This is a genomic window from Pseudomonas sp. Q12-87, from assembly GCF_001269755.1.
Classification (GTDB): Bacteria; Pseudomonadota; Gammaproteobacteria; order Pseudomonadales; family Pseudomonadaceae; genus Aquipseudomonas; species Aquipseudomonas fluorescens_S.
Genome location: NZ_LHVI01000025.1, coordinates 1 through 19,985 on the forward strand (window position 1 = coordinate 1; position 19,985 = coordinate 19,985).

General features: G+C 61.2%; 18 protein-coding genes and 1 pseudogene. 7 read left to right on the forward strand and 12 right to left on the reverse strand.

What is annotated here, in order from left to right; translation table 11 throughout:
- The 9 genes and pseudogenes from AD663_RS19340 to AD663_RS19380 all read right to left on the reverse strand — a co-directional run.
- Positions 1–183: pseudogene (locus AD663_RS19340) on the reverse strand (type I secretion system permease/ATPase); the annotation flags it as partial.
- Between the two features lie 211 nt (positions 184–394).
- Positions 395–1,981 carry a flagellar hook-associated protein 3 gene (locus tag AD663_RS19345; protein ID WP_003184069.1) on the reverse strand — a complete coding sequence of 529 codons (1,587 nt, stop codon included), beginning with the start codon at positions 1,979–1,981 and terminating at the stop codon, positions 395–397.
- A 12-nt stretch (positions 1,982–1,993) separates the two neighbouring features.
- Complete coding sequence (gene flgK, locus AD663_RS19350) at positions 1,994–4,009, reverse strand: flagellar hook-associated protein FlgK (protein ID WP_053214369.1); 2,016 nt, start codon at positions 4,007–4,009, stop codon at positions 1,994–1,996.
- 10 nt (positions 4,010–4,019) lie between these two features.
- Positions 4,020–5,318 (reverse strand): flagellar assembly peptidoglycan hydrolase FlgJ, encoded by a 1,299-nt coding sequence (flgJ, locus tag AD663_RS19355; RefSeq protein ID WP_003184073.1) that lies wholly within the window; start codon positions 5,316–5,318, stop codon positions 4,020–4,022.
- A gap of 10 nt (positions 5,319–5,328) precedes the next feature.
- Positions 5,329–6,414: a flagellar basal body P-ring protein FlgI gene (locus AD663_RS19360; RefSeq protein ID WP_033046192.1), complete on the reverse strand. Its 1,086-nt coding sequence runs from the start codon at positions 6,412–6,414 to the stop codon at positions 5,329–5,331.
- A gap of 30 nt (positions 6,415–6,444) precedes the next feature.
- Positions 6,445–7,140 (reverse strand): flagellar basal body L-ring protein FlgH, encoded by a 696-nt coding sequence (gene flgH, locus AD663_RS19365; RefSeq protein ID WP_003184077.1) that lies wholly within the window; start codon positions 7,138–7,140, stop codon positions 6,445–6,447.
- A gap of 51 nt (positions 7,141–7,191) precedes the next feature.
- Positions 7,192–7,977 (reverse strand): flagellar basal-body rod protein FlgG, encoded by a 786-nt coding sequence (gene flgG, locus AD663_RS19370; RefSeq protein WP_003184079.1) that lies wholly within the window; start codon positions 7,975–7,977, stop codon positions 7,192–7,194.
- A gap of 49 nt (positions 7,978–8,026) precedes the next feature.
- Positions 8,027–8,764: a flagellar basal body rod protein FlgF gene (locus tag AD663_RS19375; RefSeq protein ID WP_003184081.1), complete on the reverse strand. Its 738-nt coding sequence runs from the start codon at positions 8,762–8,764 to the stop codon at positions 8,027–8,029.
- A 306-nt stretch (positions 8,765–9,070) separates the two neighbouring features.
- Positions 9,071–10,630, reverse strand: a complete 1,560-nt coding sequence (locus tag AD663_RS19380) for a sigma-54-dependent phenylalanine hydroxylase transcriptional regulator PhhR (RefSeq protein ID WP_003184082.1) — start codon at positions 10,628–10,630, stop codon at positions 9,071–9,073.
- Between the two features lie 415 nt (positions 10,631–11,045).
- Between AD663_RS19380 and phhA the strand changes: the two genes are divergently transcribed.
- The 3 genes from phhA (at position 11,046) to AD663_RS19395 (ending at position 13,479) form a co-directional block, all read left to right on the forward strand.
- On the forward strand, positions 11,046–11,831 hold the full coding sequence (gene phhA, locus AD663_RS19385) for a phenylalanine 4-monooxygenase (RefSeq protein WP_053214370.1): 786 nt from the start codon (positions 11,046–11,048) through the stop codon (positions 11,829–11,831).
- Between the two features lie 98 nt (positions 11,832–11,929).
- On the forward strand, positions 11,930–12,286 hold the full coding sequence (locus tag AD663_RS19390; protein WP_003184087.1) for a 4a-hydroxytetrahydrobiopterin dehydratase: 357 nt from the start codon (positions 11,930–11,932) through the stop codon (positions 12,284–12,286).
- Complete coding sequence (locus AD663_RS19395; protein WP_053214371.1) at positions 12,286–13,479, forward strand: amino acid aminotransferase; 1,194 nt, start codon at positions 12,286–12,288, stop codon at positions 13,477–13,479. Before AD663_RS19390 ends, AD663_RS19395 begins: the two co-directional genes overlap by 1 nt.
- Before the next feature lie 200 nt (positions 13,480–13,679).
- On the opposite strand, the gene AD663_RS19400 is transcribed toward AD663_RS19395, so the two are convergent.
- A complete protein-coding gene (locus tag AD663_RS19400) occupies positions 13,680–14,243 on the reverse strand; it encodes an NAD(P)H nitroreductase (RefSeq protein WP_003184092.1) in 564 nt (187 codons plus the stop codon).
- Between the two features lie 169 nt (positions 14,244–14,412).
- Between AD663_RS19400 and AD663_RS19405 the strand changes: the two genes are divergently transcribed.
- A complete protein-coding gene (locus AD663_RS19405; protein WP_053214372.1) occupies positions 14,413–15,867 on the forward strand; it encodes a TrkH family potassium uptake protein in 1,455 nt (484 codons plus the stop codon).
- Here the strand turns inward: AD663_RS19405 and AD663_RS19410 are convergent.
- A complete protein-coding gene (locus tag AD663_RS19410) occupies positions 15,824–16,885 on the reverse strand; it encodes an AraC family transcriptional regulator (RefSeq protein WP_083455178.1) in 1,062 nt (353 codons plus the stop codon). The two genes, AD663_RS19405 and AD663_RS19410, sit on opposite strands and share 44 nt — an antisense overlap.
- Before the next feature lie 185 nt (positions 16,886–17,070).
- On the opposite strand from AD663_RS19410, the gene AD663_RS19415 reads away from it, so the two are divergent.
- Together AD663_RS19415 and AD663_RS19420 are read left to right on the forward strand one after the other, a co-directional pair.
- A complete protein-coding gene (locus AD663_RS19415; RefSeq protein ID WP_053214374.1) occupies positions 17,071–17,382 on the forward strand; it encodes a DUF962 domain-containing protein in 312 nt (103 codons plus the stop codon).
- Positions 17,383–17,414: 32 nt separating this feature from the next.
- Positions 17,415–18,005, forward strand: coding sequence for an HD domain-containing protein (locus AD663_RS19420; RefSeq protein WP_053214375.1), 591 nt, complete (start codon positions 17,415–17,417; stop codon positions 18,003–18,005).
- Positions 18,006–18,164: 159 nt separating this feature from the next.
- Here AD663_RS19420 and AD663_RS19425 read toward each other — a convergent pair whose 3' ends face one another.
- Positions 18,165–18,983 carry a UDP-2,3-diacylglucosamine diphosphatase gene (locus AD663_RS19425; RefSeq protein ID WP_053214376.1) on the reverse strand — a complete coding sequence of 273 codons (819 nt, stop codon included), beginning with the start codon at positions 18,981–18,983 and terminating at the stop codon, positions 18,165–18,167.
- Positions 18,984–19,117: 134 nt separating this feature from the next.
- Here AD663_RS19425 and AD663_RS19430 point away from each other — a divergent pair, with 134 nt between their 5' ends.
- A complete protein-coding gene (locus AD663_RS19430) occupies positions 19,118–19,867 on the forward strand; it encodes an AraC family transcriptional regulator (RefSeq protein WP_003184103.1) in 750 nt (249 codons plus the stop codon).
- Positions 19,868–19,985: the final 118 nt, after the last annotated feature.

Genomic DNA, 19,985 nt, shown 5'->3' on the forward strand with positions numbered 1-19,985 from the left:
CAATGTCGGCACGCTCTGGCTGGGAATGACCCGGTCATACACTTCCAACATGAACACCGGGCCAATCAGCGCCAGGATATTGATCACACCGGAAAACAGCGCAGCGCCGAGCAGGCCCCGACGCAGTAGCGATTTCAATGGAGGCGCGACGACAGGCGCAATGACAGCGTTATGAGGTTTCAACTGGTATCCGTCCCTAGGTTCTTCGTGACATCCCTGTCGTCAGTCAATACAGGCTTGATGACAGTCGTATGGAAACTTGACGCTCAATGAGCGACTGGAACCGGATTGCAAGTTCCGCACCACTGCCCGACAAACGGTCATATCGTCAAAAAAACTAAAAAAAAAACCAGCCTCCTGTTAGAGAGGCTGGCCGCGAGCGGTCAAGACCGACTCAAAGCTTATTGAACAGGCCCAACTGGGAAATCTTCGAGAAGGCCAATTGCGCCGCTTGAAGCATGGTCTGTTGCAACGTCAGGCGGGTCAGTACTTCCGCAGGATCGGTGTTCTTGATGCCGTTCTGGGTCGAATCGTTGATCAGGCTGGTGCTCTGGTTCTGCTCGCTCTGCATGTCCATCACATTACCCCGGGCACCGATGGCGCCCCGGGCCAGGTCGACCTGATTCTTGGCGCTGCTCAGGTTGGACAGGGCCGAGGCGATAGTGTCTTCCAGGGACCGTTGTGCAGTGGCGTTGCCCTGCGTCGGCGTCTGCAGTGCCTGGCGCAACTGACTGATGGTGTCGAGCACGTTCTGGGTCTGGTGGGTATTGACCGCCACATCAAACTGATCGCCTGCAGCGGGTGCGCCGCCACCGAGGGTAAAGCTGACACCTGCTGCTGTCGCTACACCCGCCGCCACGGCGCCGGAAGAAACCGGCGTGCTGGTGCTGGTTAAAGGCCGGGCGTACAGGTCGAACGTTGTCGGGCTGGTGAATTTGAGAACTGCTCCGCCTTCCGGGAAAAAGCTCTTGTAGTCCGCTGCGTTCGTCACCGAGGCCTGGCTGACCACAGCCGTCGATCCGTTGCCCGGGGCACGGTTGGCGACAAAGCTGTCTGGCTTGGCTGCCAACTGGAAGCTGTGGCCGGCAATCACCGCGTCGGCAGCGGCGGAGTCAGCGGGGTTGTCACCGGGCTGGAAAGTGATGTCCAGCTTGAACAACACCCCCCGGAAATTGATGTCGGAACCGCCTTCTTTCTTCGGATCGAACACCCCAGCCTGACTCGCCTCGGCGGTCACGTCATTACCTAAGCCATCGGTAATCACGAACTGCGTACTGCTGGTGAACGACAGGGTATAGGGTTGGCCGCTGCGGAAGTTCGCATCGAAGCTCGGACCCGACGTGACCAAGCCTTTGGACAGGGCCACGCGACCGTCATCGACCGCTGGCGCAGTCATCGTCGAAGTACTGCGGCTGGCGTTGACTGCCTGCTGGAACACGTCCCAGCCGGTATCGTTGAGCCCCAGCGACATCGAGTCACCGATCTTCAGTTGCAACTGAGTCTGGTCGCCCTGATAGCTGTAGGTGCCGTCGCTGTTGCGCACAAAAGGCTCAGTGTTGTTGCTGGCGCCGGAAAAAATGAATTTACCGTTGGCATCCTTGCTGTTCATCAGGCTCAGTAGCTGGTCTTCCGACGCACCGAGTTCGGCGGCAATGGACTTGCGGTCGTCATCGTTCAACGAGCCGCCACCGGCACGCACGGTCAACTCACTGACCTTTTGCAGCACATTGTTGATGCTGTCCAGGACGGCCTCTTCCTGGGCTTGGGCGGTATTCAGCGTACTGATGTTGGTGGTGTACTGGCCGAGCATGGCCTTTTGCTGATCGAGTTGCAGCAGGCGGGCCGCACCGACCGGATCATCGGCTGCCGTTTCCAGCTTTACGCCGCTACTGGCCTGCTCGGCGGTCTTGACCACGTTGTTGAAGTTGCGCTGATAGTTGGCCGCCGTCTGTGCATAGTATTGTGCTGTAGAAATACGCATGTTTACGGCTCCTTATAGGGCGTTGATCAATGTGCTGAAAGTTTCCTGCGCAGCCTTGATGATCTGCGAAGAAGCCGAGTAGTACTGCTGGTACTTGACCAGATTGCCGGTCTCCTCATCGAGATCGACGCCCGACATCGAGTCACGGGAACTGCGCGCCTGGGTCAGGATGGTGCCGGTAGCCGTGGCATCGAGCTGGCCTTGCTTGGCCTGCGAGCCCACCGACGAAACCAGTCCGCCGTAGGCATCGGAGAAACTCACGCCGGGGCTGGTGGCATTGGCGCCCACCGTGGCCTTGGTTTGCAGGCCCAGCAGTCCCTGCGCGTTGCGGTTGTCAGTGCTGCTGGCCGGGGTCAGGGAAATGTTGAAGCTGTCATCCGCCGCAGGGCTGCCGCTGAGGGTCATCGCCACATTGAACGTTTTCGCAGCACCGCCCCCATCGATATAAGGCACTGAAATGTTCAAATCGTTGTTCTGGCCCGGCACGATAGTGCCGGTGCCGATGCTGTTGCCCTTGGCATCGAATGCCTGATAGGCGGTGGCACTGGTCATCAGTACGCGAACCGGCATCGAATTCTTGACGGCCGTTTGTACTTCAAGGCGCTGGACCGGGTCGTAGATGTCCAGGACCGTGGTCAAGGCCGGCTGGCCGATAGCGCCAGTGCCGTCATTGCCCGACGCTTTGGTAGATGTCAGAGGAGCTGCGGTTGCCAAGGTCTTGGCATCGGTCATGACAACGTTCATGTCCGCAGCGGAACTGCGGGTCGGGGTGATCTTGAAAGTGTCGCCGGCATTCACCGGTCCGGCATTGAGGCTCAGGCTGAAGCCGTCAATCACTGGAGCAGGCGTTGCCCCCAGGGTAAAAGCGCCCATGTTGGTGTTGTCTGACAGGCGAAGTACGCTGTAACCCGTCGCACTGTTGAAGGTGACCTGGTAATCGCTGGCGGCCAGCTTGCTGGTGTCGTTGATGGTCACGTTCAGGTTGCCGGACGCGGGATTGTTGTTGCCATTGGCAATGCTGCGCTGGCTGATGGCCGTGGCACTGTTGATGTCGTTGAACAACGCCGCACCAAAATTACCGTTCTGGTCCAGCCCCTGGCCCAGTTGCCTGTTGACCTGGTCGGTCACCACCATGGCGATGCGACCGAGGCTGTTGACCGCCGGGGTCAATACTTCGTTGCGGTAACGCAGCAGGCCACCAATCTGCCCGCCACTGGTCACGGAGGTAATGTCGATCGTCGAGCTGCCACGGGTCATGATGATCGAGGAACGGGAAGGATCATTCTTGTCGGCCGCCACCTGCAAAGTATTGACGGTGTTGCCGACGACCAGCGGCTGACCGCTGCCCAGGTAGATGTCCATCCTGCCGTCGGTTTCGGTGACCTGAGTCCCAACCAGCGCGGAAAGTTGGCGAACGGCTTCGTTGCGCTGGTCCAGCAAGTCGTTGGGCATACTGCCCGTCCCCAGGCCCGTAGCGTCGCTGATTTTCTGGTTGTACGCGGCAACCGTGCTCGCCAGCTTGTTGACCTGTTGGGTCATCGAATCCAACTGGTCGTTGATGTAGTTACCCTGCTGGGTCAACTGCTGGGAGATGGCATTGAAGCGACCGCTCAAACCCTGGGCATTGGTCAACAGCGCCTGACGCGCAGCGCTGTCGTTGGAGTTACCCGCCAATGTCTGCAAAGAGGCGAAGAATGACTGCAGTGTCTTGGTTACGCCGGTGCCGCTGTCAGACAGCAATTTGTCCACCTGGGAGGCCTGCCCCAAGTAGATCTGCGCGTCATTGTCCAGCGATGTCGAAGTACGCAGTTGCGCATCGAGGTAGCTGCTGTATACCCGGCGCACGTCTGCCAAGGTCGTACCGGAACCGATGAACACGTTGCCGTACTGATTGGACGCCTTGGTGGTCTGCACGGTCTGCTGACGCGAATAACCGGCGGTATCGACGTTGGCAATGTTATTACCGGTGGTCAGCAACGAGCTGTGGCTTGCAGACAGACCCGACATCCCGATATTGAGCAAACTCATGGTTCAGACCTTATAAAGTCGTGGTGGCGCCTGCAGCGGCGTAGTTTTGGTAACTCGTCATCTGCCGGGCTATATTCGAAATCTTTTTGGCGTAGTTGGGGTCGGTGGCGTAACCGGCCTTCTGCAACTCGCGTACAAACTGTTCCGGTTTATCGGCCGACTTCAGCACATCTTGATAGCGACTGTTGCTTTGCAGCAGATTGACCAAGTCATGGAAGCTGTCGCGATACGAGGCGTAGGAACGGAACTCGGCCGTCTCCTTGACCATCTCGCCGTTGCGGAATTCGCTGGTAATTGCCCGTGCCGAATCGCCCTTCCAACCCTGGCTGGCCTTGATGCCGAAGAGGTTGTGGCTGCTGCTGCCATCGGGTTGGCGCATGACCGATTTACCCCAACCGGTTTCCAGGGCCGCCTGGGCCACCAGGTAACGTGGGTCGACACCGATGCGGTCGGCGGCTTCCTTGGCCATCGGCAGCATGGCATTGACGAATTCGTCGGCATCACGGAAGGCCTTGCGGGCCGGTGCCAGCGGCGGCTGCGCCACGGCGCGTCCATAAACCTGCATATCCCCTTTCGGCTCGGCAGCCTTGAGCGCGGCCAGCCAGTCGCCATTGGCGAGTTCGCCGGTGGCCGGCTTGACAGCGGCGACGGCGCGATCAGGCAGCAGATTTTGCGCAGGTACATCATTGACCGAGGCCGAAGGCACCAGACCAGCCAGCAGGCGATCGGCAAGTTTGGGCGGCAGGGCCAGGCGACGCTGGTTAAGCAGTTCCATGTCGTTGCGGTGAACACCCTCGGCCCCTTGCGGCGCACTCACGGCCCGCGAAGCCCACAGCGGCCGCTGGCCGTTGGTACGCGACAACGGGCCATCGGTAGCCACGGTTCCGGCAGCCACCGGTGTTGGTACGGCCTTGGCGACCTTGTCCAACGCCTCTTGCTGCTTGGCGGCCGACAACGTCGCGGCTTCGCCGGGCGCCAGCGGTTTGTTCTTGGACATCTGGCGCAGCAGCACGTCGGCCAGGCCGATACCACCGCCTTCGCGGGACATGGAAACGGCCAACTGCTGGTCGTACATTTCCTGATACTGCTTGGCTTCTGGCGTATTCATCGGGTTGTCCTTGCCCAGGGCCTCGGTGGCCGAACGCATGGACTTGAGCATTTCGCCGAGGAACAGCGACTCGAATTCCTGCGCCACCTTGCGCAGGTTGCCGTCGCTGTTCTTGTCGCCAACCTTGAGCTGGTTCAAGCGGTTCAGGTCCGAATAGGAACCCGAATCGCCGCTGGTCAAAGCACCCTTGCGCATATCCATGGCCGGGTCCTCAAATCACGATCAGGTCGGCTTGCAACGCGCCGGCCTGCTTCAAGGCTTCGAGAATCGCCATCAGGTCGCCCGGTGCCGCGCCGACCTGGTTCACCGCCCGGACGATCTCATCCAGGGTAGTGCCCGGGCCGAACTTGAACATTGGCTTGGCTTCTTGCTGGGCATTGACCCGCGAACGCGGCACGACTGCGGTCTGGCCGTTGGACAATGGTCCAGGCTGGCTGACGATCGGGTCTTCGGTGATGGTCACCGTCAGGCTGCCGTGGGTCACGGCGGCCGGGGAAACCTTGACGTTCTGGCCGATCACGATGGTGCCGGTACGCGAGTTGATGATGACTTTCGCCACTGCCTGGCCCGGGTCGACCTCGAGATTCTCCAGGATCGACAGATAGTCGACCCGCTGGCTCGGGTCCAAAGGTGCGGTGACGCGGATCGAGCCGCCATCGATGGCCTGGGCCACGCCTGGGCCGAGCATGTCGTTGATCTTGTCGACGATGCGCTTGGCGGTGGTGAAGTCGGAACGGTTGAGGTTCAGGGTCAGGCTGTTGCCCTGGTTGAAACCGCTCGGCACCGCACGCTCCACCGATGCGCCGCCAGGGATGCGACCGGCCGACGGAACGTTGACGGTGATCTTGGAACCATCACGCCCCTCGGCATCGAAACCGCCCACCACCAGGTTGCCCTGGGCAATGGCGTAGACGTTGCCGTCGATCCCCTTGAGCGGCGTCAACAGCAAGGTGCCGCCCCGCAGGCTCTTGGAGTTACCAATGGACGAAACGGTGATATCCACCTGCTGGCCAGGCTTGGCGAACGCCGGCAGATCGGCACTGATCGACACCGCCGCGACGTTCTTCAACTGCACGTTGCCGGAACCCGCCGGCACCTTGATGCCGAACTGCGACAGCATGTTGTTGAAGGTCTGTAGGGTGAACGGGGTCTGGGTGGTCTGGTCGCCGGTGCCATTGAGGCCCACGACCAGGCCGTAGCCGATCAACTGGTTTGAACGCACGCCGGAAATGCTGGCGATGTCCTTCAGGCGCTCGGCTTGAGCGGTAAAGGCCACCGACATCACCAAGGCACCCATCAACAGCTGCTTAAGATTCAACTGGGCCACCTAGAAAGGGAACTTCGGGCTGAGGAAGAAACGGTCGAACCAGCCTGGCTGGCTCGCATCGGCAAACGCACCGGTGCCCGAATAAGTGATGCGCGCATCAGCCACACGGGTCGAGGAAACCGTGTTGTCGGTGGCGATGTCATCGGCGCGAACCATGCCGGCGATGCGCACCAGCTCGTCACCGGTGTTGAGGGTCAGCCACTTCTCGCCGCGCACGACAATGATGCCGTTGGGCAATACATCGGCAACGGTGACGGTGATCGAACCGGTCAAGCTGTTGCTCTGGCCGGACTTGCTGTCGCCCTTGGTGGCGCGGTCGGAGCCGTAGCCTGCGTTGAGACTCAGGTCATTGCCACCGATCGGGTTGTTGGTGGTCAGGCTGGAGCCGAACAACGAGGTCAAGCCAACGCTGGTCTTGCTGGTCTTGTCCAATTGCGAGTTGGCGTTCTTGCTGGCCTGGGTGCGCTCATTCAGGGTGATGGTGATGATGTCACCGACCCGGAAAGCCTTGCGGTCGCTGTACAGGTTCTGTTCGAAACCGGCCTGGTAGATCGAGCCATTGTTCGCAGCGGCCGGCAACGGCGTGCGCGGCAACACCGGAGCGTAATACGGGTCATTGGGCCTGGGTGTCGGCGCGACACAGCCCGCGAGTGCGGTGATCCCACTCAGTGCCAGAACAGATACGAAGCGTTTCATGACCCTACCTCTTGGTGTTGCAGGCGACCTCAGGCCGCCCCATAGACGTGATTACAGATTCTGCGTAACGAACGAGAGCATCTGGTCGGCGGTGGAGATCACCTTGGAGTTCATCTCATAGGCGCGCTGGGTGGTGATCATGTTGACCATCTCCTCAACGGTGCTCACGTTGGACGTTTCCAGGGTGTTCTGCAGCGTGGTGCCGAAACCGTTCAGGCCCGGGGTGCCGATTTGTGGCGCACCGCTGGCGGCGGTTTCCAGGAACAGGTTGTTGCCCACCGCTTGCAGGCCGGCCGGGTTGATGAAGTCGGCGGTCTGCAGGTTGCCGATCACCTGGGCGGCCGGGTTGCCCGCAATGGTGATGGACACGGTGCCGTCACGGCCCACGGTAAAGGTTTGGGCATCGTTCGGGATGATGACCGCAGGCTCCAGGGCGAAACCGCTGGCGTTGACGATCTGGCCGTTGGAGTCGAGGTGGAACGTACCGTCACGGGTGTAGGACGTGGTGCCGTCCGGCTGCAGGATCTGGAAGAAACCGCGACCGTCGATGGCCATGTCCAACGGTTGCTCGGTGGTTTGCAGGCTGCCGGCGTTGAAGTTTTTCTGGGTGCCGACAATGCGCACACCGGTACCCACTTGCAGGCCCGACGGCAATTCGCTGTCCTGGGTCGACTGGGCGCCAGGCTGGCGTTTTACCTGGTACAGCAGGTCCTGGAACTCGGCACGATCACGTTTGAAACCCGTGGTCGACACGTTCGCCAGGTTGTTGGAAATGGTCGTCAGGTTGGTGTCCTGGGCGGACAGACCTGTTTTGGCAACCCATAGAGCCGGAAGCATTCGATTCTCCTCGTACGCCTGTTTTTCGGCGCGACGCTGTAATTAATGATTAGATTTGCAAGACCCGAGCCATGGCCTCATCGCCTTCTTTGGCGGTGTTCATCATCTTGACGTGGAGCTCGAACTGCTTGGCCAGGGCCAGCACCGAAGTCATTTCATCCACGGCGTTGACGTTGCTCGCTTCCTGGAAGCCCGATACCAACTGCACGTTGGCATCGACAGGCGCCGGCTGGCCGTCCTTGGTACGGATCGAGCCATCCAGGCCTTTGTTCATGTTCTTGAGGTCCGGGTTGACCAGCTTGATACGGTCCACTTCAGCCATCACACGCGGGCCTTCGCCCATGGCGCGGATACTGATGGTGCCGTCCTGGCCGATTTCGATTTTCTGCTCCGGCGGCACGGCAATCGGGCCACCGTTGCCCATCACCGGCATGCCGTTGCCGGCCCGCAGCACGCCCAGGGCGTCAACATTGAGGCTGCCGGTGCGCACGTAGCTTTCACCGCCGTCGGGATTCTGCACCGCCATCCAGCCTGGCCCGCTGACCGCCACGTCGAGGTCACGACCGGTTTCCACCAGCGCACCCGGGGTGAAGTCAGTAGCAGGACGCTCGGACAGGGCAAACGCCCGCGCCGGAAAGCTGTCGCCGAACACCGGCATCGACCGTGCCTGCTCCAGGTCTTTGTGAAAACCATTGGTGGAGATGTTCGCCAGGTTGTTGGCATGAGCCCTTTGCGCCAGTGCGTTCTGGCTGGCGCCGGTCATTGCCACATAAAGGTACTTGTCCACTGTCGTTCCTCTGCATGCCGGACGTTTGCCGCCCACTGCTGTATTGCACAGCCTCAAGCAATTTGCAGACCAACTTTTTTCTGGCGCCCCAGGGCCCGGTAAACAAAGGCTTTGGGAGTCTCGAAGGGTTCTGGAGGAATGTATCGAAGACGAAAAACCGGCGGTGTTGTGCCGCTTACGGCAACGCTTGACCTTGGGCAAGGGCCATCACGAGCAAGCTCACTCCTACATGGGCCTCAAGTGCTCAAAATCCCGTGGGAGCGAGATTGCTCGCGATGAGGCCAGCAAAACACAACAGGTAAATAGCTATGACTCCGTTTTACCCACCTCATATTCCCGCAACTTATTGGCAATGGTGGTATGTGAAACCCCCAACCGCTTGCCCAACTGCCGGCTGCTGGGGTGTTCGGAATAAAGACGCTCCAGCACCGCTTTCTCGAAACGCCCGACGATCTCGTCCAGCCCGCCCTCCAGGGAAAAATCGCCAAGGGGTTGGCGCACGCCATAGTCCGGCAGGCGGATATGCTCGGCCTTCACCGTCCCGCCATCGCACAGGGAAACGGCCTGGAACAGCACGTTTTCTAATTGCCGGACATTGCCCGGCCAGTGGTAATGACTGAGACGGTCCATCGCCGCCGGGGCCAGCTTGGGCAGCGCGCAGCCGATCTGGCGACTGGCCTGGTCGAGGAAATGCTCCACCAGCGGCGTCAGACCATCGAGGCATTCGCGCAGGGGCGGAATGTGCAGGGAAAGGACATTCAAGCGGTGGTACAAATCCTGACGGAATTCACCCCGGGCGCAGAGTTCGGACAAATCCACCTGGGTGGCGCAGATCACCCTGACATCCAGATACACCTCTTCGTCGCTGCCGACACGACGGAAGCAACCGTCCTGCAAGAAGCGCAGCAATTTCACTTGCAAGCGCGGGCTCATCTCTCCTACCCCATCGAGAAACAGCGTTCCCCCAGCGGTCAGTTCCAACAGGCCAAGCTTACCTTCGGCCCGAGCCCCTTCGAAGGCACCGGGACCGTAGCCGAACAACTCGGTTTCGGCCATGGACTCCGGCAGCCCGGCGCAGTTGAGCGCCATCAAGGGCGATTGCCCGCGCGGGCTCGCCAGGTGACAGGCCCGGGCCAGCAGCTCCTTGCCAGTGCCGGTTTCACCCTCTATCAATAGCGGTGCGTCCAGCGGGGCCATGCGCCGGGCCTCGCGGACCACTGCGGCCATGACCTTGGAACTCTGGAAAATACTGTCGAAGCCGCGCAACTCCTGCTTGCGTACGTTATAGATGCGCTCGCCCACACGGTCGGCGCGGTGCAGCGTCAGCACCGCACCGGCCATGGCCTCGCTGTCGTCGTGCTCCGACTGCAGCGGGGCGATGTCAGCCAGGAACACATCGCCCCGGACCTTGACCCGCAGACCGTTGATGCGCGACTGGTTGGCGCGTACCAGTTCCGGCAGGTCGAAATCCTCGGCGTACCGCGACAGGGGGATGCCCGGCACCTCGTCCACCCGCACTCCGAGCAACTGCGCCGCCGCCCGGTTGGCCGCGACGATGGAGCCGCCCATGTCGATGGACAACACCGGGAACTCCAGGGCGCCGAGCAAGGCGTTGAGTTCCATGTGCCGACGCTCGCTGGGCATCAGTCCGACACGCTTGACGCCAAACACCCCGGCGATGCCCTCGAATTTCGGACGCAGAGCCTGGAATTGAATGTTGATCAGGTTGGGACAGTGCAGGTAGATCGCGTTGCCATGCTCACCGCCGACCTCCCCCCGGGCGACGTTGATGCCGTACTCCACCAGCAAATTGAGAATGTCCCGCAGGATGCCGATGCGGTTCTGGCAATGGACTTTGATGCGCATGAAAAAGGCCCGGGTGCAGATGAGATAGAAAGGCGCCATTCAAGCCCAACACACATCCTGTGGCGAGGGAGCTTGCTCCCGCTGGGCTGCGAAGCGGCCCCGTTTTTAGGACTGCTGCGCAGTCCAGCGGGAGCAAGCTCCCTCGCCACGGTGTTTTGTGTCGGATTTTTTGTCTGGGCGCACAAATAGTCGTCAAGATTATGTGACAGTTGTAGGCCATTTCCCACTCGAAAATCCCGCCCCTGCCGACATACGCCTCAAGACGTAACGAAAACTTTACAAAATCATAAGTTCTCGACTTCGCAGGCCCGCGTCCCTCTGCTGCACCAGCGCCTGCTTCGGGTTATCTCTAATGCATCGCTGGACATAACAACAAACACGTCTTCCCCCAGAGGGAAATCAGCAGGAGAGCAGCATGAAGCAGACGCAGTACGTGGCCCGCGAGCCCGATGCGCAAGGTTTTATCCACTACCCCGCCGAAGAACACGCGGTGTGGAACACGCTGATCACCCGCCAGTTGAAAGTCATCGAAGGCCGCGCGTGCCAAGAGTACCTGGACGGCATCGACAAGCTTGGCCTGCCCCACGACCGTATCCCGCAACTGGGCGAGATCAACAAAGTGCTCGGCGAGACCACCGGCTGGCAGGTCGCCCGCGTACCGGCGCTGATCCCTTTCCAGACCTTTTTCGAACTGCTCGCCAACAAGCAGTTTCCAGTGGCGACCTTCATTCGTACCCGTGAAGAACTGGACTACCTGCAAGAGCCGGACATTTTCCACGAGATCTTCGGCCACTGTCCGTTGCTCACCAACCCCTGGTTCGCCGAATTCACCCACACCTACGGCAAACTCGGCCTACAAGCTTCCAAGGAAGAACGCGTCTACCTGGCGCGCCTGTACTGGATGACCATCGAGTTCGGCCTGGTGCAAACACCCCAGGGTCGGCGCATCTACGGAGGCGGCATCCTGTCGTCACCCAAGGAAACCGTGTATTGCCTGTCCGACGAGCCGGAGCATCAAGCGTTCGACCCGCTGGAAGCCATGCGCACGCCGTATCGCATCGACATCCTGCAACCTGTGTATTTCGTGCTGCCCGAGCTCAAGCGCCTGTTCGACCTGGCCCACGAAGACATCATGGGCATGGTCAAGCGTGGTCGGGAACTGGGCTTGCACGCGCCGAAATTTCCACCGAAAGCCGCCTGAACCGCGATTTTTGATCTCAATTGAGTCTGTTGCACAGCGCTGCTTTGCTTTAGCGTGGGTGCATCGACGTTTTTAAATATTCGATCCGGGAACACACCATGAACACTCTGAACCAAGCCCATTGCGAAGCCTGCCGCGCCGACGCCCCGCAAGTCAGCGACGAAGAACTGCCGGTATTGATCAAGCAGATCCCGGACTGGAACATCGAAGTGCGCGACGGCGTGATGCAGTTGGAAAAAGTCTTCCTGTTCAAGAATTTCAAGCACGCCCTGGCATTCACCAACGCCGTCGGCGAGATCTCCGAGGCCGAAGGCCACCACCCTGGCCTGCTCACCGAATGGGGCAAGGTCACCGTGACCTGGTGGAGCCACTCCATCAAGGGCCTGCATCGCAACGATTTCATCATGGCCGCCCGCACCGACGACGTAGCCAAGACCGCCGAGGGCCGCAAGTAATGCATTTTGACGCCATCGGCCGGGTGCCCGGCGATCCGATCCTCGGCCTGATGGAAGCCTACGGGGCGGACAGCAACCCGAGCAAGTTCGACCTGGGCGTGGGCGTCTACAAGGATGCCCAGGGCCTGACGCCGATCCTTGAATCGGTGAAGCGGGCCGAACAGTGGCTGGTGGATCGCCAGACCACCAAGACCTACATCGGCGGTCACGGCGATGCTGCGTTCGGAAAGCTGATCAGTGAGCTGGTGCTGGGCGTCGACTCCGCCTTGATCAAAGAAAAACGTGCCGGCGCTACCCAGACCCCGGGCGGCACCGGCGCCCTGCGCCTGAGCGCCGACTTCATCGCCCAATGCCTGCCGGGCCGTGGCGTCTGGCTGAGCAACCCGACCTGGCCGATCCACGAAACCATCTTCGCCGCCGCAGGCGTCAAGGCCAGCCATTACCCATACGTAGGCGCCGACAATCGTCTGGATTTCGAGGCGATGCTGGCGACATTGAGCCAAGTGCCCAAGGGTGATGTGGTACTGCTGCATGCCTGTTGCCACAACCCCACCGGCTTCGACCTGTCCCATGACCAATGGCGCCAGGTGCTGGATGTGATGCGCAGTCGCGCCCTGCTGCCGCTGATCGACTTCGCCTACCAGGGCTTTGGCGACGGGCTGGAGCAAGACGCGTGGGCGGTTCGGTTGTTTGCCGATGCGCTGCCGGAAGTGCTGATCACCAGTTCCTGCTCGAAAAACTTCGGCCTGTATCGCGACCGCACCGGTGCGCTGATCGTCTGCGCCGGGGATGCCGGGAAACTGCTGGACATCCGCAGCCAACTGGCGAACATCGCCCGTAACCTATGGTCGACGCCGCCGGACCATGGCGCAGCAGTGGTCGCGACGATTCTGGGCAACCCGGAACTGAAAAGTCGCTGGGCCGATGAAGTGGAGGCCATGCGCCTGCGTATCGCCCAATTGCGCAGCGGCCTGCTGGAGGCCCTCGAACCCCATGGCTTGCGCGAACGCTTCGCCCACATCGGCGTGCAACGCGGGATGTTTTCCTACACCGGCCTGACACCGGAACAGGTCAAGCACCTGCGCGAGCGCCACAGCGTGTACATGGTCGGCACGGGTCGGGCAAACGTGGCGGGCATCGATGCCACGCGCCTGGATTTGCTGGCCGAGGCAATTGCGGATGCGTGCAGGTAACATCACCCGTCGCCTGTTGATGTTGCGTGGCGAGGGAGCTTGCTCCCGCTCGGCTGCGCAGCAGTCGTAAATCAGGCCTGGCGCGGTTACCTGGAAGGTCCCATTGCTCCACAGGGGGCGGCTTCGCCGCCCAGCGGGAGCAAGCTCCCTCGCCACAGTGGATCGAACCAGCCCCAAGCCACCCGCCGCTCCTTGGGCGATTACTGGCCCGTCCACTCCCGCACAAACTGCCCGACATCTTCCTGCGGCGCCGTACGCGCTTCTTTCTGCGGCGTGCCCAGGTAGAGGAAACCGATCACCTCTTCCCCATCCTCAAGACCCAGCCCCCTGGCGACATGCGGTGAATAGGCCAGCTCACCAGTGCGCCACACACCACCGATGCCCTGGGCATAAGCGGCGAGCAAGATACCGTGGGCCGCACAGCCCGCCGCCAGCAACTGCTCGGCTTTCGGGATTTTGAAATGGTCCTGCAAACGCGCGATCACGACCACCACCAGCGGTGCGCGCAGCGGGCCGTTGAGGGCTTTTTCCACAACGGCTTCGGACACCAGCGGGTCATTGAATCGCGCCGCTTCGGCCAGCAGCTCGCCCATGCGATGACGAGCCTGTCCTTCGACGGTCAGAAAGCGCCACGGCCGCAATTGGCCATGATCCGGCGCCCGCATGGCGGCGGCGAACATGACTTCGCGCTGTTCGGGCGTAGGTGCCGGGTCCACAAGGCGCGGGACGGAAACACGGTTGAGCAAAGCGTCGAGAGCCTGCATCGGCCACCTCCTGAAAAAATGTCCGACTATTCTAGTGGCTGTACGGTCCATTGGTTAGTTCAAATTCCGCAACCAGGATTCCACGCCACGCCAGCGCTACCGGGCGTCGGTTTACATGAGCCTTGCCGCAGGTAGAATGGCGCCCTTCCCTTCAGCCCGAGCAGACTTCATGGCGTTGCCGACCCTGCGGATCATTGGTTTCATCATCGGCATCTTCCTGATCACCCTGGCGATCTTCATGGTCGTACCGATGGCCACCCTGGTGATTTTCGAACGCACCCGCGATCTGCCATCGTTCCTCTGGTCGAGCATGATCACGTTTGTCGCCGGCCTGGCGCTGATCCTTCCCGGACGCCCGGAACACGTACATCTGCGCCCGCGCGACATGTACCTGCTGACCGTCAGCAGTTGGCTGGTGGTGTGTATCTTCGCCGCGCTGCCCTTCCTGCTGACCCAGCACATCAGCTACACGGATTCGTTCTTCGAAAGCATGTCGGGCATCACCGCCACCGGCGCTACCGTGCTGAGCGGCCTGGACACCATGTCCCCCGGCATCCTGATGTGGCGCTCGCTGCTGCACTGGCTCGGCGGCATCGGCTTCATCGGCATGGCGGTGGCGATCCTGCCATTGCTGCGCATCGGCGGCATGCGGCTGTTCCAGACCGAGTCCTCGGACCGCTCGGAAAAGGTCATGCCCCGTTCCCACATGGTGGCGCGCCTGATCGTGGCGTCCTACGTGGGCATTACCATCGTCGGCACCCTGGCGCTCTGGTGGGCCGGGATGAGTCTGTTCGACGCCATCAACCATTCGATGTCGGCGATCTCCACCGGCGGCTTTTCCACCTCGGACCTGTCCCTGGCCAAATGGACCCAGCCGGCCGTGCATTGGGTCGCCATCGTCATCATGATCCTCGGCAGCCTGCCGTTCGCCCTGTACGTCTCGATGCTGCGCGGCAATCGCCGGGCGCTGATCAAGGACCAGCAAGTCCAAGGGCTCATCGGGGTGCTGCTGGTGACCTGGCTGGTGCTCGGCACCTGGTATTGGGCGACCACCGACCTGCATTGGCTGGACGCGCTGCGGCACGTGGCGCTGAATGTGACGTCCATCGTCACCACCACCGGCTTCGCCCTGGGGGACTACAGCCTGTGGGGCAATTTCTCACTCATGTTGTTCTTTTACCTGGGGTTCGTCGGCGGCTGCTCCGGCTCAACTGCTGGCGGGATCAAGATCTTCCGCTTCCAGGTCGCCTACATCCTGCTTCGGGCCAACCTCAATCAACTGATTCATCCTCGTGCGGTGATCAAGCAGAAATACAACGGCCACCGCCTCGACGAGGAAATCGTGCGTTCGATCCTCACGTTCTCGTTCTTCTTCGCCATCACCATCTGCGTGATTGCCCTGCTGCTCTCGCTGCTGGGCGTGGAATGGATGACGGCGCTGACCGGCGCGGCCAGTACCGTGTCCGGCGTCGGCCCGGGGTTGGGGGAAACCATCGGGCCGGCCGGCAACTTTGCGCCACTGCCGGACGCGGCCAAGTGGATCCTGTCGGGGGGCATGCTGCTGGGACGATTGGAGATCATTACGGTGTTCGTGTTGTGTATTCCAGCGTTCTGGCGTCATTGACCGGTTTGGCCACGCTTGCCATGCGCGCCCGGTATTCGCCGGGCGTGGCGTCAAACCAGCGACGAAAGGCTCGGAAAAAGTTGCTCGGGTCGGCGAACCCCAACAGATAGGCAATCTCCAGCAGCGTCATGGTCGGCTGCGCCAGGTATTGCTCGGCCAGCTCGCGACGGGTGTCGTCGAGCAAATTCTGGAAACTGGTGCCCTCCTCTTGCAAGCGCCGTTGAAGAGTGCGTTGGGACAGGTGCAGCGTCTGCGCCACCACATCTCGCTTGGGCTCGCCCTGGGGCAGCAGCCGACACAGCACTTGCCGCGCCTTGTGGGTCACGCGGCTCTCGGAAAAGCGCGCCAGGTATTCACCGGCAAACCGATCATGAAGCTGCGCCATGGCCTCGTTGGCCGTGGGCAACGGCGCTTCCATATCGGCCCGTTCGAAGATCAGCGCGTCATAAGGCGCACCGAACGCCAGGGGCGCAGGGAACGCTTGTCGATAAGGGGACAGGTCAACCGGCTCGGCGCCCTGGAACAGCACCTTGACCGGGTGCAGGGGGCGTCCGGTCAGCCAGTTGCACAAGGCCAGCGCACACGCCAGGGACGCTTCGGCACTTTGACGGGTGGGCGGAAGATGGTCGCCATGCACCGTCAGGATCAGCCCGTAGCCCTCCTCCAGCCGACGAAAACTCAGGTCGGCGCTTTCGGCGATTATTCGCTGATAACGCACCAGCCGCTGGAAGCCTTCCGCCAGCGTTCGGCTGGACATCAAGGCATAGCCAACCACATGGAACGAGGCCGGGCGCACCACTTTGCCCATGTTCAAGCCGATGGCCGGGTTGCCCGACAGTTCCACCGCCCGTTGCCACAGGCGGGTCATCGAGTCCTGGGGAAAACGTGCATCCGGATCGTCCAGCGCGTCAAAGTCCAGCCCCAATTGCTTGAACAGCAGCCGGCAATCCAGGCCATCCATTTCCAACGCCTTGACGATCCCCATCGCCCAGCTAGAAGAAGTCGTTCGTTCGCGCATGACGTTTTACTTGCATGACGAGCCGCGGGGTACGGCTGGATTTGCGGAGGATACCAGCGTCCTCCACTACAAAAAGCAAGGGTATTTGTAACACAGGACACTAGAGTGGCGCCCATTGTCACTGGCCGTCGCCCACGATCGCTCTAGACTTTAATCAAAGAAAAATAACCACAGAGCCCGCAGTCGTGGAAAACACCAGACGATTCAATACCTTCGCTGAGTTCTACCCGTACTACCTCAGCGAACACAGCAACAGCACTTGCCGACGATTGCACTTTGTCGGCACGTCCCTGCTTGTGGTGATTCTTGCCCTGGCATTCGTCGCAGGTACTGGGTGGTGGCTGATCGCCTTGCCTGTGGCCGGTTATGGCTTCGCCTGGGCCGGGCACTTCTTCTTTGAAAAGAACCGCCCTGCCACGTTCCAGCATCCGTTCTACAGTTTGCTTGGCGACTTCGTGATGTACCGCGACATGTGGCTGGGCAAGGTCGCGTTCTAGGCATTGATGCCCCTGCAGCCAAAGGACTTTCGATGAATACCCATGCGCGCTTTACCCACATGCAGGACGGCACCGAGGAAGACTGGGCGATCATCGCGGCCGACTTCAGCGCTTATGCCCGGCAACTGCCCAGCCGGATCCTGGCACACCTGAAATTGCTCGACGGGGATTTCGGCGGCTTCCCGGTGGACCGCCTGACGCACTCGCTGCAAACCGCGACCCGCGCCTACCGGGACGGCCGTGACGAGGAATACGTGATCTGCGCCCTGCTCCACGACATTGGCGACACGCTGGGCTCCTACAACCACCCCGACATCGCCGCCGCCATCCTCAAGCCCTTCGTCAGCGCCGAAAACCTGTGGATCGTGGAAAAGCATGGGATCTTCCAGGGCTACTACTTCTTCCATCACCTGGGCATGGACCGGCACCTGCGCGAGCAATTTCGCGAGCACCCGCACTACCAGGCGACCATCGACTTCTGCGCCCGGTATGACGCCGCAGCGTTCGACGCCGACTACGACACGCTGCCGCTGAGCTTCTTCGAGCCGATGCTGGAAAGGGTATTCGCCACACCGAAGCAGTCGATCTACAAGGCCGCGATGGCGGACCAAACCCCGCCCTGAACATCACACGAACCTACGTGGCGAGGGAGCTTGCTCCCGCTGGGCGGCGAAGCCGTCCCTTCCTAATAGGGCCCAAAAAACAGGGCCGCTTCGCGCCCCAGCGGGAGCAAGCTCCCTCGCCACGGGGGTAAATAGTTGCTCGAAAGGTGTCAGGCCAGCCTACACCGGCTCGGCAACGTTCAACTCAGCCTTGAGCAACGCCTCCCGCGCCTGGGCCTCTGCCAACCGATACAGCTCGATCGACCCATCCCAGTGCTCGATCAGTGCCGTGCACGACTCGACCCAATCGCCGCAGTTGAGGTACTCCACCTCGCCCACCTTGCGGATTTCGGCATGGTGGATGTGCCCGCATACCACGCCATGCAGTTCACGCTTGACGCATTCATGGGCGATGGCTTCCTCGAAGTCGCTGATGAAGCTGACGGCGGTCTTGACCTTGTGCTTGAGGTACGCCGACAGCGACCAGTAACCGTAGCCATAACGGGCCCGCCAATGGTTGAGCCAACGGTTCAGCGTGAGGGTGAACTCGTAGGCCGAATCGCCAAGGAACGCCAGCCAGCGGTGATAGCGGGTGATGACATCGAACTGATCGCCATGGATCACCAACAGATGCCGACCATCGGCGGTGACATGCACCGCCTCGTCCACCAACTGGATATTGCCCAGGATCAGCTTCGAGTAGCGTCGCAGGAATTCATCATGGTTGCCGGTGACGTAGATCACCTCGGTGCCGCGCTTGCTCATGGTCAGCAAGCGGCGAATGACGTTGGTGTGGGCCTGGGGCCAGTACATGCCACCACGCAGTTTCCAGCCGTCGATGATGTCGCCCACCAGGTAAATCTTGTCGGCGTGGTAGCCCTTGAGGAACTGCGACAGATGTTCAGCCTGGCAGTCTCGGGTGCCCAAATGCACATCGGAAATCCACAGGGTGCGGACACGCTGTTTGCGGCTGGGTCTGGCAAGCTCGGCGCTGGTCATGGGCAACCCTCTGATCGTTTGGACCACTGTGCACGCCAGCGGTTAATGGCCCATGACAGGCAAAAGTCGATTACATGACAGCGCGAGTAGCCGCCCCCTCGGTGTAGACTGGCGGCCTGCCACGGGAGACCGCGATGAGACCGATCCTCACGCTACGCCAATACAGCCACGACTTGATTGTCCACAGCCATGACCATGCCCAATTGGTGTTCGGGCTGTCCGGTGCGCTGGATTTCGAGGTCGAAGGTTGCGGCAGCCAAGTGGTGCAACAGAGTTTCGTGGTGGTGCCGGCCGGCGCCCATCACGCCTGTGACAGCCCTCACGGCAGTCGTTGCCTGGTGCTGGACGTGCCGAGCGACGAATGGGTCGGGCAATCCCTGGGGGATCATGCCGACGCCAGTCGCCGATTGCTCGACAACACCGCGCGCCTGCCCCTGGACGCTGGGCAAAGCCAACTGGTCAGTTGGCTGGCGGGCAGCCCCGTGGAGGACCCGCTGATCGCCCAGCAAGGCGCGGTGCTGCTGCTGGCCAGCCTCAACGGCATCCGCCAGGAAACGAGTGGCGGCCGGCGCCTGCCTTACGCCGCGCTCGACGCCCACATCGACCGGTACGCCGCCTATCCGTTGCAAGTGGCGGACCTGGCGCGGGTCGCCGGCCTTTCCAGCGCCCGCCTGCACGCCCGTTTCGTCGCCGAATGCGGACAAACGCCGATGGACTACATTCGCAGTCGCCGCATGCACAAGGCCGTCATGTTGCTGCGCGATTCGGACCTGCCCATTGGTGAAGTCGCCCATCAGGTCGGCTACAGCTCCCAGAGCGCCTTTGCCGCCGCGGTACTGCGTGAATTCGGGGCTTCGCCGGGTAAACTGCGACGACAGCGCTAGAATCGCGCTAAAAATCGCCAGGTTGGCGACAGACACCGCCGCCTCAGCCACGCTTAAATAACGCAATCTGCGAGGGGCAATCCCGTGGGAGCGAGCTTGCTCGCGATTGCTTTGTGTC

Bases quoted from the DNA above. Each gene is read 5' to 3' on its own strand.
- flgJ (WP_003184073.1), bottom strand. From the start codon at position 5,318: ATGGATATGCGCAAGGGTGCTTTGACCAGCGGCGATTCGGGTTCCTAT.
- flgH (WP_003184077.1), bottom strand. From the start codon at position 7,140: ATGAAACGCTTCGTATCTGTTCTGGCACTGAGTGGGATCACCGCACTC.
- flgG (WP_003184079.1), bottom strand. From the start codon at position 7,977: ATGCTTCCGGCTCTATGGGTTGCCAAAACAGGTCTGTCCGCCCAGGAC.
- AD663_RS19405 (WP_053214372.1), top strand. From the start codon at position 14,413: ATGGCGTTGCCGACCCTGCGGATCATTGGTTTCATCATCGGCATCTTC.
- phhA (WP_053214370.1), top strand. From the start codon at position 11,046: ATGAAGCAGACGCAGTACGTGGCCCGCGAGCCCGATGCGCAAGGTTTT.
- AD663_RS19425 (WP_053214376.1), bottom strand. From the start codon at position 18,983: ATGACCAGCGCCGAGCTTGCCAGACCCAGCCGCAAACAGCGTGTCCGC.
- AD663_RS19420 (WP_053214375.1), top strand. From the start codon at position 17,415: ATGAATACCCATGCGCGCTTTACCCACATGCAGGACGGCACCGAGGAA.
- AD663_RS19345 (WP_003184069.1), bottom strand. From the start codon at position 1,981: ATGCGTATTTCTACAGCACAATACTATGCACAGACGGCGGCCAACTAT.
- AD663_RS19395 (WP_053214371.1), top strand. From the start codon at position 12,286: ATGCATTTTGACGCCATCGGCCGGGTGCCCGGCGATCCGATCCTCGGC.
- AD663_RS19390 (WP_003184087.1), top strand. From the start codon at position 11,930: ATGAACACTCTGAACCAAGCCCATTGCGAAGCCTGCCGCGCCGACGCC.
- AD663_RS19380 (WP_003184082.1), bottom strand. From the start codon at position 10,630: ATGCGCATCAAAGTCCATTGCCAGAACCGCATCGGCATCCTGCGGGAC.
- AD663_RS19360 (WP_033046192.1), bottom strand. From the start codon at position 6,414: ATGGGTGCCTTGGTGATGTCGGTGGCCTTTACCGCTCAAGCCGAGCGC.
- AD663_RS19430 (WP_003184103.1), top strand. From the start codon at position 19,118: ATGAGACCGATCCTCACGCTACGCCAATACAGCCACGACTTGATTGTC.
- flgK (WP_053214369.1), bottom strand. From the start codon at position 4,009: ATGAGTTTGCTCAATATCGGGATGTCGGGTCTGTCTGCAAGCCACAGC.
- AD663_RS19410 (WP_083455178.1), bottom strand. From the start codon at position 16,885: ATGCGCGAACGAACGACTTCTTCTAGCTGGGCGATGGGGATCGTCAAG.
- AD663_RS19400 (WP_003184092.1), bottom strand. From the start codon at position 14,243: ATGCAGGCTCTCGACGCTTTGCTCAACCGTGTTTCCGTCCCGCGCCTT.